The organism is Brevibacillus sp. SIMBA_040, from assembly GCF_046535075.1.
Taxonomy (GTDB): domain Bacteria; phylum Bacillota; class Bacilli; order Brevibacillales; family Brevibacillaceae; genus Brevibacillus.
On sequence record NZ_JAWRXI010000002.1, the window covers coordinates 1 to 15,541 of the forward strand.

Annotated in this window: 10 protein-coding genes; 2 read left to right on the plus strand and 8 right to left on the minus strand. The window is 46.1% G+C overall.

Annotated features, from left to right (window positions below):
• Positions 1-156: 156 nt before the first annotated feature.
• The 7 genes from SB752_RS03045 to SB752_RS03075 all read right to left on the minus strand — a co-directional run bounded on the left by SB752_RS03045 (position 157) and on the right by SB752_RS03075 (position 11,251).
• Positions 157-2,184, minus strand: coding sequence for a molybdopterin-containing oxidoreductase family protein (locus SB752_RS03045; RefSeq protein ID WP_410714271.1), 2,028 nt, complete (start codon positions 2,182-2,184; stop codon positions 157-159).
• A 228-nt stretch (positions 2,185-2,412) separates the two neighbouring features.
• Complete coding sequence (locus SB752_RS03050) at positions 2,413-3,654, minus strand: aminopeptidase (RefSeq protein WP_410714272.1); 1,242 nt, start codon at positions 3,652-3,654, stop codon at positions 2,413-2,415.
• A 99-nt stretch (positions 3,655-3,753) separates the two neighbouring features.
• Positions 3,754-4,977 (minus strand): RtcB family protein, encoded by a 1,224-nt coding sequence (locus tag SB752_RS03055; RefSeq protein WP_410714273.1) that lies wholly within the window; start codon positions 4,975-4,977, stop codon positions 3,754-3,756.
• 31 nt (positions 4,978-5,008) lie between these two features.
• Positions 5,009-7,594, minus strand: coding sequence for an AAA family ATPase (locus tag SB752_RS03060; RefSeq protein WP_410714274.1), 2,586 nt, complete (start codon positions 7,592-7,594; stop codon positions 5,009-5,011).
• Positions 7,578-8,861, minus strand: coding sequence for a class I SAM-dependent methyltransferase (locus SB752_RS03065; protein WP_410714275.1), 1,284 nt, complete (start codon positions 8,859-8,861; stop codon positions 7,578-7,580). Before SB752_RS03065 ends, SB752_RS03060 begins: the two co-directional genes overlap by 17 nt.
• An 18-nt stretch (positions 8,862-8,879) precedes the next feature.
• Positions 8,880-9,677, minus strand: a complete 798-nt coding sequence (locus tag SB752_RS03070; protein ID WP_410714276.1) for a nucleotidyltransferase domain-containing protein — start codon at positions 9,675-9,677, stop codon at positions 8,880-8,882.
• 80 nt (positions 9,678-9,757) lie between these two features.
• Positions 9,758-11,251, minus strand: coding sequence for a TROVE domain-containing protein (locus tag SB752_RS03075; RefSeq protein WP_410714277.1), 1,494 nt, complete (start codon positions 11,249-11,251; stop codon positions 9,758-9,760).
• 519 nt (positions 11,252-11,770) lie between these two features.
• Between SB752_RS03075 and SB752_RS03080 the strand changes: the two genes are divergently transcribed.
• Both SB752_RS03080 and SB752_RS03085 read left to right on the plus strand, forming a co-directional pair.
• Positions 11,771-13,087, plus strand: a complete 1,317-nt coding sequence (locus SB752_RS03080) for a helix-turn-helix transcriptional regulator (protein WP_410714278.1) — start codon at positions 11,771-11,773, stop codon at positions 13,085-13,087.
• Positions 13,062-13,862 carry a WYL domain-containing protein gene (locus SB752_RS03085; protein WP_410714279.1) on the plus strand — a complete coding sequence of 267 codons (801 nt, stop codon included), beginning with the start codon at positions 13,062-13,064 and terminating at the stop codon, positions 13,860-13,862. Before SB752_RS03080 ends, SB752_RS03085 begins: the two co-directional genes overlap by 26 nt.
• 55 nt (positions 13,863-13,917) lie before the next feature.
• Here the strand turns inward: SB752_RS03085 and SB752_RS03090 are convergent, their stop codons facing one another.
• The gene (locus SB752_RS03090) at positions 13,918-15,408 is read right to left on the minus strand and encodes an amidase (RefSeq protein ID WP_410714280.1); all 1,491 of its coding nucleotides are present in this window, start codon (positions 15,406-15,408) and stop codon (positions 13,918-13,920) included.
• Positions 15,409-15,541 lie beyond the last annotated feature (133 nt).

A 15,541-nucleotide genomic window follows, 5' to 3' on the forward strand; every position in this document is an offset into this window, starting at 1 on the left:
GCATCCTGATTTAGCAAGAATAACCTTCCGCTAAAACGCGGTCGCTCATCCCTGTGTTTGCCTCGATAGTGGTTTTCATACTAAATCAGAAGGTATCAACCTCACTTATTCGCATCCTGATTTAGCAAGAATAACCTTCCGCTAAAACGCGGTCGCTCATCCCTGTGTTTGCCTCGATAGTGGTTTTCTTATGGAAATACGATTATCGTGCAGTGTGCTCCCCCACCCCATATCGGTTAACCGATCGCTCGTTAGCAAATTGATCGGTTTTTGGTCTGGCGTGTCTCGGGTCCACCATATTCCCTCTGCAACCGCGGTACCTGGAGGTATTTCCTCAGTCAGGCGTGCCCATAGCTGTACACTTCCCCGTTGATTGTAGGCTTCTATCCAGCCATCCTCTTCAATGCCCCGACCTGCCGCATCAACTGGATGCACCTGCAGCGTTGGCTTTCCTTCCTTCTCGCGCAACGCCTCCACCCCACCAAAGGACGTATTCAGCGTAAAGTGAGCAGGTGGCGTCAATAAATGAAGGTCTCCTTCCTCCTCCTCAACCTCCAGATAGGTCGGAAGCGGATGATATCCGTCTTTTTCCATCTGTTCCGAGTAAAATTCCAGTTTTCCAGAAGGGGTTGGAAATCCGTCTGCGAACGTTTCATCGATATTGATCAACTCAATTGTTTTTCCTTGTTCAAAATCGTCGCGCAGCTGCTCATTCGATTGAAAGCTCGGAAACAGGTCCCATACAAGCTCCCTTATCGGTTTTGAGAAAATGTCTTCGGTATAGCCCATCCGCCCGCCGAGAGCCGTATACAGATCGTGATTGCTTCTCGCTTCGCCGAGTGGAGGGATCACTGGCTCTGCTTTTTGCAAATAGGTGTGACCATAGCTTTTAAATACGTCATAGCTTTCAAACGAAGTCGTGGCTGGCAGGACAATGTCAGCATATGACGCCGTATCCGTCATGAATTGCTCGTGAACGACAGTAAACAGATCCTCGCGAGATAGGCCAATGCGGACCATCCCTGCATCCGGACAAGTCAAAACAGGATTACTCCCCGTTACGAACAGACACATAATCGGAGAAACAGATTGGTTCATGAGGTTATAGCCTAGCCGAACGTTGTCGAGTATACGCGTCTGCTTTGGCAACAGATCAGAGCGATATATGGACTCCATATCAATGGGGAAAGCATCAGAGGTAAACATCAATGCACCCCCTCCCGGCTTGTGGAATGCGCCCACGAAGCCTGGCAGGCAGGCGATCGTGCGAATGGACATCCCGCCTCTGCGGCTGCGCGACACACCAATCCCGATCCGGATAAACGGTGCACGTGCCTGCCCGTACATACGCGCCAGACGCACTACATCCTCTGCCGGTACCCCTGTAATTTGCTCCACTCTTTGCGGAGGATAATCTGCGAGAGATTCCTTCAATTCCGCAAAGCCCAAGGTGTATTGCTCAATGTAGGCAAGATCGGCGAGTCCCTCTGCTTCCATCACATGCATCATTCCAAGCGCTAGGGCTGCGTCCGTCCCCGGGCGAATCGGGATATACCAATCAGCTTGTTTGGCTGTGCGATTTTTATACGGATCAATGACGACCATCTGCGCACCTTGCTTCTTGGCTTCCTTGAAAAAAGCGAGCATATGCATGTTGCTCGAAGCCATATTCGATCCCCAAACAAGGAACAGGTCTGTTTGCTTTACCGATTCGGGACGACTTCCCAGCATAGCTCCAATCGTGTAATTCCAACCGACATCCGCAGCTGGTGAGCACAGATTTCCTCGTCCTTGACTCGCTCCCAGCTTATGAGAAAAGGGAAAGTGCGCGTTCATTTGGATAATCCCCATATTGCCGCTTCCTTGAAAACAGTAAACGCTTTCACTCCCGTGTACTTGTAACGTCTGCTTTAATCGTGCCGTAATTTCATCCAAAGCCTCATCCCAGGATATCCGTTCAAACCGTCCTTCTCCCTTTGCCCCAACGCGACGCATTGGGTATAGCAGACGATCTGGAGAGTAGATCCGTTCACTGTAGCGAATGACCTTTGCACACAAAGCACCACGTGTAAATGGGTGGGCAGGGTCGCCCTTAGTAGAAATGACTCTGTCGTCTTCTACTTGTGCGATTATCGAGCATGTATCTGGGCAATCGTGAGGACATACGGTTTTGACTGTTTTCATGGCACACACCCCCTCTTATGTAGTGGCATCCAGCAAACACTTCCAAAGCATCTGCAATTCTAATGCCACTTTTGGTTCCCTCGTATTTCGTGACAATATCACTGCTATTTGCCTGTGAATGCGAGAGAATCGTTCTAACTGAATTACAAGAAATGAGAAATGTTTCTCAAAAATGATAAGTCAATGAAAAAAGAATCCTCGTCTTGAAAGGATTCTTTTTCCCATCTTTTACAGACCGTCTAACGCCCACTCGCCATCGCGGAATACCGGCTCTCTCTTGCCGTCCTCCGTGAGGCCATCAATATTCATTTCTGCTCCGCCCATCATAAAATCAACGTGAATGTGACTTTTATTACCCCCATGCTGGGCTAGCTCTTCGTCCGTCATGCTCGTACCACCGGTGATATTCGTCGGGTAGCATTGTCCCAGAGCAAAATGGCAGGAGGCATTTTCATCAAATAACGTGTTGTAAAAGATCAGATTTGACAAGGTAATTGGCGAGCGGTACGGTACGAGTGCCACCTCTCCTATATGCCTGGCACCTGCATCCATTTCTAATAGATGCTGCAGTGTCTCGTAGCCCGTTTCCGCTGAAAAATCAACGACCTTTCCTTTCTCAAACACGAGCGAAAAGTGATCGATGACATTGCCACCGTAGTTAAGAGGCTTCGTACTGTGTACGACCCCATTGATCCCATCCTTATGTGACATGGTATATACTTCTTCGGTTGGCAGGTTTGGATTGAAAACGATTCCCGTCTGCGTGAGAGATGCTCCGCCTTTCCAAACATGCTGTTTCGGTAAATCAACAGACAGCTTTGTTTCATTCATTTCGTAGATGAGCTGTTTATACTGCTTGTTGTTTAAATACGCAACAATATTGGCTAGCTTGGCATTACGCTCGTTCCACGCCTCAATCGGATCATTCTCATAAATCCGAGTCACTTTGAAGATAACATCCCACAATGCTTCAATCGCCTGTGGGATTGGTTGATCTGGAAATACTTTATTTGCCCAGGCTTCTGTCGGATAAGCGATGATGCACCAGCTCACTCCATCTGACTTTGTGTAGTTCCGGTATTTTTCCAGCGCGATTGCAGCCGTCTTCGCTTCTGTAGCGATTCGCTCTGGATTTATGTCCTGTAAAAGTCCAGGTGTTGGTGCGTAAATGGTAAGAAATGCTGCTCCGCCAGCTGCCAGCTCTTCGAATCCTTTTGCCTTCCAAGCCGGATATTCCGTAAAGGCTTCGTCTGGCGCCCTCCTGTACTTGATCAGCGATAATTCATCATCGCTCCAATCCACATGAACATGCTTCGCACCAGCATCATAAGCCTTTTCCGCTAATACACGAACCAGAGTAATTGCTTCAATCGGAGCACGGATAACAAGCGTCTGCCCATTTTGCAGATTCACTCCTGTCCGAACCGCTAGATCAGCGTATTTCTCTATGTTTTGCTTGAATGGATTCATTTCTCCCTCCCGTTTTCAATATTTTCTTCCGTTGATCGTGAGGTCTACTGCATTATTTCGAAATAAGTAGGTGTGGTTCCTTCTCGCATTGATCAATCATCAGTCCTTATAAGGATCGAATTCGTCCGCTCCAGCCATACACACCCCGATAGGCTTTAACACATGCAATACTTCTACGGTTTCTTGATGCGCATCGAGTACATCTCCGAGTTTTTTATAGACAAAGGGGCTCTCATCCGTTCCCGCCCCACGCAGCTCGACACCAAATTGCTGGATGGCGCTTCTCATTTGCTCGACGGAGATTTTTCCTCCTTTTCGCGTCTTTGTTTTCCAATTCATTTTGCCAGCTGCCTCTGTACGGCTCATGATTCGACCGGCCCCGTGAACGGTACTATAGAAAGCATCTGCATTTTCCTGGGAGTCCTTCCCTTTTACAATCACAGAGAAATCCCCCATGCTTCCGCCAATAAACCCTAATTGATTCGGAGCAGATGGCGTCGCCCCTTTTCTTACGACGACGACCTCTTTGCCGTTATGCATTTCCTTCCAGGCGAAATTGTGATGATTGTGGACTTCAAATACGGATTTCGCGCCAAAAATGGACAGGACCAGGTCGCTTACATAATCGCGTCCGGCGTATGCATACCTGCCTGCCAGCGTCATGGCGCGGAAGTACATGTCGCCTAGCTCGCTACGTAGGTCAAGGAGCGTTGGAGCTTGATCCATGCTCTCCCCTGCTGCTTTGTCTGAGAATTTTTTTCCTTGCGCCAAATTTAAAAATCCGCTTGCTGTCTTATGTCCGAAGCCACGGCTGCCAAAATGATTGGCAATCCAAACATCCCCCGTAGATTCTTCTACAAAAATATCAACAAAATGATTGCCGCTCCCTACTGTACCGAGCTGGTTGCGTGCCAATGCTTTGAGCGTATCATGCTCTTGCTTCCCAATCTCTCGATAAACGGACCAGTTTTCATCGTCAAATAGATCATGCTCTACCTTTTTACTATTGGAGAGTCCAATCCCAAACGAAATTTCCTTCGCGATGGTATCCATGATCGTACTTATTTTTCCCTTGATGTCATCGTACTTCAAATCCGTTTTGACTGCTTTATTCCCGCATGCGATATCGTAACCGACGCCAGATGGCGAGATTTGTCCGTCGTACACAACGACACCGCCGACAGGCTGCGAATACCCTTTATGATGATCCGCCATCAGCAGAACCTGGACAACATTTCCATGATTGGCGCAGGTGACTGCCTGAGATACGGCATTTTCTAACGGATTACCCCATACTCTTACGTTGTTGATTGTTTGATACACGTTACTTTCATCCTCCTGACTAGGCAAAGACCTACAAGCGTGGGTCGATTTCTTTTTCTTTTGCCACTTCAAACAACAAATTCGCTGCGATTTCCCGGTACGATTCATTAGTTGGGGAAATCGAGTCAAATGGTACAGAAAGAAGTTTCTTTCCGAGGCTGTACTCCTGCATGGATGTGCGCAGCTTTGGAGTAATGTTTTTTTGTTTTAGCAGCTTTCTGTACTTATGTGGAAAACGGTAATCATACCCGTAAATAATAGATAAGTACTCTGGATTACGCACTTTCATATACGGCACTGCTTTTTCAGTAGTGAACTCGGGTTTTATCACGAGCCCTTCCATCTGCTTTTCTATTGTCATATTCGAAAAAAACTGCGCAGCGCGATCATAAGAGTCCGCCTCTGATAAATCTATGGACATACTCTCGTCGTCTGATAAAAACGAATACATTTCCGAAGTTTTCCAGTTAGGGACTTCCTCATCACCATTGTTATAGACGATTTTTAATAACGCAAACGGTTTATACTCTATGGGAGCATCACCGGCATACAAAGCGAGCTGTTTTTGGTAAATGTGTAAAGCTTTTTGATGCTCCTCGACTGGCATATATGAGTCCAGTACGTCTCGCACATATTTGAACGTTTGATACACTCTTGACCCGTACCGCTCCGTAAGTGTGGCTTTTGATTGGTGGTACTGATCTTTTTCAAAGCCACTTTCTTTGTACTCAGCAGCAAGCTTGCCTATGGCTTGATCAAAGCCAGCATGTTTCAAAAATTCCAGTTCACTCTCTAACGCTTTTTCAATCGGTGTAAATTGCTTTTCAATCAAGCCTTCTCCAATCGCTCGCCATGGAAGCAGCTCTCCGTCCAGTATGAGCATGGCAATCTGTTTTTCTTGCATGTACGTAGAAAACTTTCGCCATAACTGATTGTATACCTCTGTTAAATCTATCTGATTGATTTTGTATCCGTTTCGGCTGACGGCAAAGCAAAGCTCCCGCTCCCGATGCAAATAAATGTTGCACCGCGAGCCCATATATTTGGGTTGCAGCACCACCTGCTGAACGCCCCGACCGGCAAAATAGGCTAAGCCTGATCGCAAGGACTCCAGATCACTATTCGCTTCATCCTTGTCAGCTGGAGACATGGTGCCCGAAATGAAGTTTACTTTGTGCTGCGAGCAGTATTGTAATCTTCGGATTTCCTCGTCTCCCAAATCGTGAATCGATACGCGGCGCTCCTCCTGGAACGAGGCTCTGAGCTCCTCTGAGAATACTGCTGCAGTAGACTTATGTGACTTGAAATATGGCTTATTCGCAATCTCAACAGCTGTTAACGCATTTCCGTGTACACATCCTGTGTCAATATGGAGCTTGTTTTTGATACGAATAGCGTTTTTGGCGGCCACATGACCAAAGATGTGATAAGGATGGTTCCCGGTCGCTTCTTCTTTAATAAAGGAGAGCTGTTCTTCAAGTGCTGCACTACGATCAATCCGGAAATTACGTTGACGTCGCAAAGAGTTCGCGTCGAGCTTTCCGACATATTTGTTTTTGCATGGCGAGTGGGTAACGTAAAAGGTCGGTCCCGAATCAGCGTTACCTTTGTAAAAAGGTTTGGATTTGGCGTGCAGGTGGAAAAATTTCTCTTGCAGCTCTGGATTGTCGATCAATACCTGGATCGAATCAAAAAAGCTGTGGAGGAGCTCTCGCTCAATCCCTTTTATTTCTCCATGCAAATATTTAAAGACAAAGTTCTCGTGATTCCCCATCACAAATAAGAAGTGTTCCTGATTATCGTATAAAAAGTGAATGATCTCTTCTGTCTTTTTTCCTTTATCAATCCAGTCACCTGTGAGGATTACCTTGGTATTCTGGACTTTTTCGGTCAGCTCGACCCGATTCCCCTCTATTTGAAAGCCATAGCTCAGCATGAGTCCTTTTAGTTCGTCCACGCACTCGTGAATGTCTCCCACGATGATGTATTTCTTGTCTTTCGGCAGGATCGTAGAAGCATAGTCGTTTCCATTTTCGATCACTACCCTGTAAGCAGGGTTTGCCTGCTGCGTATCTATTGCGTAAAAATCTTTCGCGCGGACTCTGTGAATACGCGTGTAGCCTTCCTTGGAGAGCGCTCGTAAAACCTCTTTTTTCATACGGTGCGTATGGGAAGTAATCAATTTTTTCGAACGCTCGGACGCATAATAGTCTTCACGCTTGCGATAGTCAAAGACAATCACGTCCAGGTTGTAATTATTCTCTTTTGCAATATCGCGGATCTTGGCCCGGAAGTCTTCTGACAAGCCCGTTGTATCTACTACAACGAATTCAGCATTGAGTGGAAATGAAGTGACCATTCTTACTTTTTCAAACAAGAGATGAAAGGCTTGCTCACTTGCTTCCAGCATGATCTGATCGTATTTATCAAACTCATGTCCCAGTAGCTCCTGCCGCAGCTGGTCAGACGAGATATATTGCACATTTGCCTTTATTCCTTTTGATTCATCTGCAAAACGAAGCCCCGGAATAAGCAGCTCCTTGGCAAAGGTTGTTTTTCCACATTCGGTAGGTCCAATCAGCATAAAAATCGTATGGACATTAGTCCGTATCTCCACACTCAAGCCCCCCTTTTTTCAGAATCACGCCTTGCGTGGTTTGAATCTGGTTTACCTTATCCCCTATCGAAATAAAGTCAACCTGCAATTCGGTTTGGCCTATCACTTCTAAAAACCACTCGCGAAACTCTTTTTGCCCCAATTCCCACCGGTGATCGTCATGACGAAATCCAGTTAGTTCATAATAGCGATTAAAATCAGCATTCGGCGTTGTAATCACGAATCGCTCAAAGTTAATTGCCTTCACGATTTGTTGGATAAGCAAGCCTGCTTCTTCCAGGCTCATATGCTCAATGACTTCTGTCAAAATCACATCTACCCGTTCACCATTGTAGTTTTCTAAAAAATGAGAAATGGAGGAAAAAGGTATGATGTTATCGATCTCTTTTGCCTCTGCTCGGCGAGAAACAGTAGCGAGCACTTCCTCATTTGTATCCACCGCATAATAGAAATCCTCCAGCCTTCCAGCAAAGCGAACGGCATAAAACCCTTCCCCACAACCAATATCAAGTATGGGTTTATTGAATGTAAGGACACTTTCTATGAGGTTTCTTCTTTGGTGAGCAGTGCTACCATAGTCAAACTGGATGTCGTACCGCCCCGTCTTCTCCAGCTCCGCATTGTATTTACTGAATAAACGTCTCGAGGTAAGAAAATTGCGGACAAACAAGCTGCGAATGTAGAAAGGCGCATCGATTACCTGGATGCTTTTAACGTATTTATCCAAAAGGTTTTCGGAGATATCCAGATGCTCCTTGCCAAACATGGAAAAAAACAAACATAGTACACTCACGGTGTGCAGTAGTTCATATAGTGTTTTCTTTGTAGTGACAGTAAGGGAATAGCTCTTATGCGTTAGAGCTTTTAGTTCAAACGTATAATCGGGTAAATGCTTTTCAAAAAAACCGACGTAATGTACCATTTCGATATGAACCATATTGATGAAGAATGTATGCTCATATCCTTCTACGTCACGGTCATCCTTTAATTTTAGCGGAGTAGAAAAAAATTCATTGATTGCATGTAAAGGAAATAAAGGCGTGTTGTAGCGTGATACATTTAAATATTCAAAGCTATCATCAGCAGATTGTTTATACGAGATTTCGTTGTCTGCATCCTTAAAGTACACGTTGAACGTCGTATCATCTGTATACCAGCCGTAACCGATGCCTTTTCGAATCGATCGCAGAAGCATTCCAGAGCTCGGGTTCTTTTTTATCAGAAAAGAAAACTCCGGATTCTGCGATTTCAATTGAACGATTGCCATGTTTATCTTCTCCCCCGACTACCCGTTTTGCTCGCTAACCCACACTTCTCGCAAGGCTTCACGAAATAAATCATCCAATTGCTCATCTACATTTACTGTTTTTTGTTCAATGGTACTTGATAGCGACTCGAAATATTGAATTCTTTCCTCCAAAAATGTATGAATTGGTTCAATTTTTGGCTCATAATCCAGTTCTTCACCAGACTTTTTTCGTTCCAAAAGACTTGCGATAATCGGTTTTAGCTCGCTGCTATCCGAAGCCAGCGTTTCAACTAAACGCTCAAATTCCACAGGTGGCATGCTATCATATTTTTCAATCCAGCAGCATGCAAGGATAGGACGTAGTACATAAAAATACTTCTTGATCCTCACCTGTTCTCCCATCAAATAGTCGCGGTAGTTGCCTTTTGCCATGTTCAAATAATGGTACAGACATGACTTCGGAGAGAACGTCTGCAAGGCTAGATGTCGCAGCTTCTGGGCAACAGAGTACTTCTCCTCATACTGAATCGGTGAATGCAACCATTCGAGCAGAGGTGGGTTTGATTTTCGAAATAGCTGTAGTGCCTTTTTCAAATCCCAGCCGTTCACATCAAGCATATTGCTTATCGGTCGCTCAATGACATCACGCTTCTCAAAAATGGATAAGTACCAGGATGGCTGCCGGATATATAGAAATCGCACATCATAATCACTGTCTTTGGAGGGGAATCCCCACGCTCTGCTGCCTGATTCGCAAGCAAAAAGGATGCGGACTTGTTCTTCCTGTTCAATTTTGTTCAGCTCATTTCGAATGGATTGTTGGTAATCAGGCATGCTGGGCCCACCTTTCTTTTTTGGGTGTGTAAATAAGGCCAAGAACAAGATGCGTTCCTGGCCAACTTGATCTACTTTTTTTATAAAGGAAGCGCCTCTACTTTGTGTACAATCGTGTCGTACCCTGTAGCAGCTTGCACAATGTACGAAAGAACGGTATCACTCCACCCGTAAATGTAAAACGTATTCACATCCTGTGGGGGTACCATCGCATGTCGATAGGGCGCAATATCAACGATAAACGCTTTGACATGCGGATTTACCACAGAACGGTATTTGAGTAAGTCGCGATAAAACGGGCTTCCACTATTTTGCTGCTCATCCGTAATGATGATGATTTGATCAACCAGCTTGCGCTCCTGCGTGAGTTTTCTTACAGGCGCCCCCGTATCCGTCCCGCCGCGAGCGCGAATCTTTTCCGCTTGGCTCAGGATGCTGTCAAATCGGGAGGGCTTTGCGTCGACTACATTCGTATCGAACAGCCAGAAGAGAGAGTTCCCTTTTGTTTTTTTATACAAAGCCAAGGCAAAAACGGAACCGATCTGCAAATAGTCTCCACTCATCGAGCCGGAAATATCGAGGAAAATGGCTGTTTTCTCTCCAAGCTCCGGCAGGTTGTCAAATGTCAAATCTACCGCCACGCGCAAGGCATCTCGCAGCTCTGGATGTTCTACCTGCTTGAACGCTTTGGCAAACTGGAATGGTAAAATTTTGGTTTTTTGTAGGGCTTGACGATCTGTTAATCGTTTTACCGCATACTCGAGATGAGCAGGATTATCAAGCACTCCTGCACGTGTTAGAGCTTGCAGGTGACGAAGCAAAGCAAAGACAGGCATTTGGTACAGCAGCGCTTCCCAGATCGCTTTGGTCGGCTTGATCGCACTGGTCACTGTTTCATAAGGGAGCTTTCCAGCTTGAATCCACTCGATTTGCTCGTTTTCTGTCTTTGCCTGTTTCAACCTTTCCACTGCTTCGATTTGTGGGAGAAGTGCCTTGTTGACTTCGTGACCGCGCAAGTAGCGAAACAATGCCTGCTGCTTGAGATCGATGGGCTTTGGATGAGCTGTAGCGATGACGTCACCCAAGCTATAGCCCCGTCCTCGACCATTGTATTTCAGCGCCCAATATTCAGAGACATTGGCTAGGAAACGGTTCACTTGCCTTTTTACCGCTCTTCCTCCTTCTCCCCTCCCCATGCTTTGGAGAATGGTCAGAAAATCGGACAGATCGGAGGGGATTCGCACGACTTGCAAAAAAACGGCAGAAAACAAGTCTGGACGATATAGAGACAACATCGCGAGGCCAAACAAAGGCTGTAGCCGCATGAAGCCCTCGTTGCGAGCGAAGACAATGGCCTTTGCCATAAAATGCGGATTTTCTTTTGCGATCTCATGATGCAGCTTTGTCGCTTCCCCGATCATTTGATTCTGGTCGGTATAAAACGTGTTGCCAAGTGTATTGGTCAAGAGTGTCTGCACATATTGTTCTTCTAAGGAACGTGTATAAGCAGAGAACTCCTCTTTGTTTTTCGTCGTGGGTAGCTGCGGCTGAAAAATTTTTCGCGTCATCCCCATATGTACTCCCCCTTTTGGTAGACTTTGCGAGAAAAGCGAGAGATCATCTCAATGAATTGTCCCGTGTGTCACGGTAAATGAAATGATAGACTGAAGCGAGGAAAAGTTTGAAAAGGTCGGTCAGTGCCCGCTTGGCACTGTCAAATACTTTGGATTTTATCGAAGGAACCCTTTCGTGCGCCTCGCTTCAGCAACTTTTTTTCGTGATCATTGAGGAAAAAGGCGGATAGGTACAAACTGCTCTACCAACTGAGCTATCCTGCCGCAAAGACAGGAGTTGGACTCGAACCAACGACACGTCGCTTAAAAGGCGGAGTAACCCATCCATGCGCCTCAATGATCTTGGTGTGTGGCCATCAGCTGTTGTGTTGACCTCACACGCTTATCATCGCTTATTTTTTGGAGAGCGAACATGGCGAAAGTATTACGACTTCAGATCATTTTTCCATTTTCCCCCTTTTCTTCCCCTATTCCCATTACAATAAGGGGTAGCAATCACTCACAAAGCGAGGAAATGATATGGCTAGAGAGAGCTTTGATAAAGAAATTCAGTTTTTGCGTCTGCTTGTTTTGACGAGTGGCGCTTATTCTCGGCAGCAGTTTGCCGAGCGTTTAGGAATTTCCGTACATACTTTTGATAAAACGATTAAGCGTTTAAAAGATATCATCTATACGATGTCCAACGAGCTCCCTGCCCAACAGGAAAAAGAGCTTACCCAGATGCTGCGATACAGCTACTACGATTCATCAGACCCTATGCTTCTGTTTCTGTTCCGCGCCAAATCCTTAAAGGAATCAGAAAGTATGCGCTTGTCTCTCATTCTGACTGCTATCCAAGCGCAAGCATCGACTGCTTCTGAATTAATCGATGAATGCAACGAGCAGCTCCCTGCCGATTTCCCTCTCCCCGACGAGAAAACGATTCGCTCTGATCTCAAATATTTGGAGGAAGTCGGCGTCATTTGCAAGGAACCAGGTGGACGCCCTTTTCGCTATCGCATTCATAATGAAGTCGTGACGTGCTTAAGCGATGAGGAATTAACCGATCTGTACGACTTTGTTGACGTGATGGCGAACACACAAGTCCCCTCTGTCCAAGGATACCTGCTCCGCGATAACCTCAAAAAAGCGAGGAAGCAAGCTGACACGGCCTCTGAGCTGTTTTTGTATAAATATCATTTTTATTCTCGCATCCTGGATGAAGCTCACTTGTATACCTTATTTCGGGCGATCCGTCACAGACGAAAGCTATCGTTTCTTTATTTTTCACCGAAATCAGGCAAGCGGTACACATCCCAAAATACGAATCCTCTGTTTGAAAAAGAATCATCAGGGAAACAGGAGCTCGTCCTCCCCTTGAAGGTTATTTATGACCACCAGTACGGCAGATGGTATTTGCTCGGAAATAGCAGCAGGCTGGGAATCACGAAGTATCGTGTGGAAGGGATGACACAAATGGAAGAAAAAGAGAGCGTATCTGAAGAGGAGTTTTCCCGAAAATGCGCGGAGCTCGAGGAAAAAATACGATTCAGCTGGTTGATTGATACTGGTCGTCCAGTAAAAATAAAGGTGCGCTTTTATCATCCTGAGGGTGGCGAGCCTAATTTTATCAAGCATCGTGTTCAGCAGCAGGGTCAGTGGGGAATGATCACCGAGGAAAACGAGGAATCTTTTCTTTTTGAAATTATCGTGAATGGGACGATGGAGATCAGACCGTGGCTCCGCAGCTTTGGCTCCAGCTGCGAGGTATTGGAACCGGCTTATTTACGGAGAGAATTTATCGCAGAATGGAAGGAGATTCAATCGTATTATGAATCCATTCGAGAAAATCTTTAATTATCAATTGTTTGCCAGGCTCCATGAGTCGAGTACTGTTACGATTACCGCCCATGAGCGTACGTGGCTAAAAACGATGCTGGCTCACCCAGCTGCTGCACAGGCATTTGAACCAGATACGCTGAGCAAGCTCCAAAAAATCGTAGAGTCAGAAGAAACGTATGACATGGCGAGCAGCTTGATTGAGAAGGCGAAAAGTGTAGAGAAGCAAGTTTATCACCCTCTTCTGCGCCAGCTGCGTCGCAGCATCGCCAGAAATCAAGGGGTACGAATCACGTACAAAAACAAGAATGGAAGAATCAGAAGTAGGCAATCAGGCTTTCCCTACAAATTGGAATATTCGATGGTGAAACGCGAATGGTATTTGCTTTGGTATCATTTGCGTCAGCATTCGTTTATGGCAACCCGCTTCCAAAATATCCTGTCCGTTGAAAAGACAGCGCTCGATGATGCTCAAATGCAGATTGTGAAAGCGCAAATCGAAACCATTCTTGCGTCCAAGAAAGAACAGGCTGTCATCGAGGTGGTCCGTTCTTATAACAAGGAGCTGTCACGTATTCTTTACGCCTTTTCCTGCTTTGAAAAGGATGTCGAATACGAAACTGATACGGACACGTACCGGATTACCCTCACTTTTCTCATGGATGATCGCGAATATATCCTCTCGAAAATGCGCTTCCTGGGAAAACGGGTCAGGATCGTTTCTGGTCACGAACTAAAAGAGCGAATGCTAGAATCATCCGCAAAAGCACTCGCAAGGTATGGAATTGAATAACCCAAAAAGAGAGCCGCCCCTTCTCGTCATGAAGGAGCGGTTTTCGGTTTTGTTATCAGCTCGTTACTAATCGATTTGCACAGCGCTCATAATGCTGATGCCATGGGCGTAATCTTTCAAATACTGCGCTTGCTGTCAAAACATCTGCGTCCGCGTACCGTTTTCCAATAATCTGCATACCAACAGGAAGGTGATTATCTGTCAGTCCAGCAGGAATCGATGCCGCAGGATGACCAGTAAAATTCATGAAGTACGTCATGCACCAGCCAATAAGGGGATCGACTTCTTGCCCGTTAATCATGCTTGGACCTACTGTATTCCCGTCTGCTGTATTGTCGACAGGCAAGCATGCCAGCGTCGGTGTAATGAGCAGATCGTACTTTTCAAAGACTCCTTGTATCGCATCATAAATATGCGTTCGCATTTCCTGATCACGAATTACATCCTGGGCAGATAAGCGAGAGGCTTTTTCAATCCACTCCAGCACTTGCGGTGGAAAATCATCACGATGGTCTGCCAGCAAATCCAAGCCACCTTCCTTCATGCTGTCCAGCATGCGTACACTGCCCGGCATAATCAGCCGCGACCACAAATCACTTAGCTCCCGTTGTGTATATTTGATGCCTAAGCGAACTTCTTCAACGTGTGCGCCTGCCTCGGCAAAAGCGGACACCGCTCGTGCCACGACCTCTTTTACTTTTGGATCGACAGGGAAAATGTCAAAATCGGAGCTGTAGGCAATTCGCCAGCCCTTCACCGAGCGTGTCAATGCTTTGGTAAAATCGATTTCATCCGGCAAACTAAACGGATCACGTGGATCATAGCCAGACAATACATTCATAGAAATAGCTGCATCTTCTACCGTTCTCGTAATCGGCCCTTCATACAAGAATGGCATCGTCCCGCCAAAGGCATTGGGTCGACCCGTATGCGGAACGCGACCAAATGAAGCCTTGTAGCCATAGACTCCACACCAGGAGGCAGGGATACGGATAGAGCCTCCCCCATCAGTCCCTTCCGCGATTGGCAAGAGACCGTCTGCCACCGCAGCTGCACTTCCTCCAGAGGACCCCCCACTATTTTTACTCAGATCAAACGGGTTGCGAGTAGGACCGAACAAATAGTTATCGCAAGTACCTCGAAAGCCTAGCAACGGGCTGTTTGTTTTCCCAACAATGATTGCCCCTGCCTTCTCCATACGCTCTGTATACAGACACGAAAAATCCACGACGTTTTGCCGAAGTGCTCGAATTCCTCCAAAGGTACTAACCCAGCCCGGTTTAAAATCAAATAAATCTTTGATCGCTGTGGGAACACCATGCAAAGGACCAATTTCCTCGCCAGACATGAGTGCTTGCTCCGCTCGTTTGGCCTCTTTTCTGGCATCGTCAAAGCCAAAGTAAACCAAGGCATTGATACTGCTGTTCCGCTCTTCGATTCGTTCAATAAAAGCTTGGGTCACATCGACAGGTGAAAGCTCGCGACGCCGGATAAGAGATGCGAGTTCGCTGGCACACATATAAGCTAATTGATTGGACAGGGACATCTTTACACCCTCCTAACAGTGGATACGTAAGTGTCACAACATGTATTCTGAATAGTTAGACATATTCATCTAATATCCTGCCTTGCCTATGTATCTATTTACCTAGAAAGTGTCGAAGCAAAAAAGCGATCCC

What these genes read in the sequence shown, in the direction of transcription:
- SB752_RS03070 (WP_410714276.1), bottom strand. Translation starts at nt 9,677, where the DNA reads ATGCCTGATTACCAACAATCCATTCGAAATGAGCTGAACAAAATTGAA.
- SB752_RS03075 (WP_410714277.1), bottom strand. Translation starts at nt 11,251, where the DNA reads ATGGGGATGACGCGAAAAATTTTTCAGCCGCAGCTACCCACGACGAAA.
- SB752_RS03085 (WP_410714279.1), top strand. Translation starts at nt 13,062, where the DNA reads ATGAATCCATTCGAGAAAATCTTTAATTATCAATTGTTTGCCAGGCTC.
- SB752_RS03065 (WP_410714275.1), bottom strand. Translation starts at nt 8,861, where the DNA reads ATGGCAATCGTTCAATTGAAATCGCAGAATCCGGAGTTTTCTTTTCTG.
- SB752_RS03045 (WP_410714271.1), bottom strand. Translation starts at nt 2,184, where the DNA reads ATGAAAACAGTCAAAACCGTATGTCCTCACGATTGCCCAGATACATGC.
- SB752_RS03080 (WP_410714278.1), top strand. Translation starts at nt 11,771, where the DNA reads ATGGCTAGAGAGAGCTTTGATAAAGAAATTCAGTTTTTGCGTCTGCTT.
- SB752_RS03050 (WP_410714272.1), bottom strand. Translation starts at nt 3,654, where the DNA reads ATGAATCCATTCAAGCAAAACATAGAGAAATACGCTGATCTAGCGGTT.
- SB752_RS03090 (WP_410714280.1), bottom strand. Translation starts at nt 15,408, where the DNA reads ATGTCCCTGTCCAATCAATTAGCTTATATGTGTGCCAGCGAACTCGCA.